The organism is Mangrovimonas futianensis (genome assembly GCF_021245805.1).
GTDB lineage: Bacteria > Bacteroidota > Bacteroidia > Flavobacteriales > Flavobacteriaceae > Mangrovimonas > Mangrovimonas futianensis.
The window spans coordinates 1-500 of sequence record NZ_JAJJNF010000029.1; the positions used below are offsets into that span (position 1 = coordinate 1).

Here is a 500-nt window from a genome sequence, read left to right on the forward strand (position 1 = left end):
GAAATGGTACTACAAGGTACTTGAGAGCACTCCCGGAGATGCAGAGATCGTCTACAAGTACTCTCAGATGCTCAAGGCGAACGGGAAGTACGACCGTTCCAATGAGTACATGCGCAAGTTTGCAGAGCTGAAGCCGAACGACCAGCGATCGGTAGCCTTTATGGAGAACCCGGACTATATCCCACAGTTGTTGGAGAAAGAGAAGACCTTCCGTTTGAAGAACCTGGACATCAACAGCGAGCAGTCCGACTTTGGAGGGACTATCAAGGACGGTAAGTTCTATTTTGCCACGGCAAGGAACAAGTCAAGAAAGACCTATGGTTGGAACGAGCAGCCGTTTTTGGATATCTACGTATCCGAGGTGACAGCAGAAGGCTTTATGGAAGCCGACCAAGTAGATGGCGACGTGAACACGCAGTTCCATGAAGGAGTTGCGGCGATCAGTCCCAATGGTACGACCATGTACTTCTCCAGAGAGAGTTTCTCGGAGGGGATGTACG

At 50.4% G+C, this 500-nt stretch carries 1 pseudogene; it reads left to right on the forward strand.

The features are described 5' to 3' along the window. Nucleotides 1–500 (forward strand): annotated as a pseudogene (locus LOK78_RS16395) (tetratricopeptide repeat protein); the annotation flags it as partial.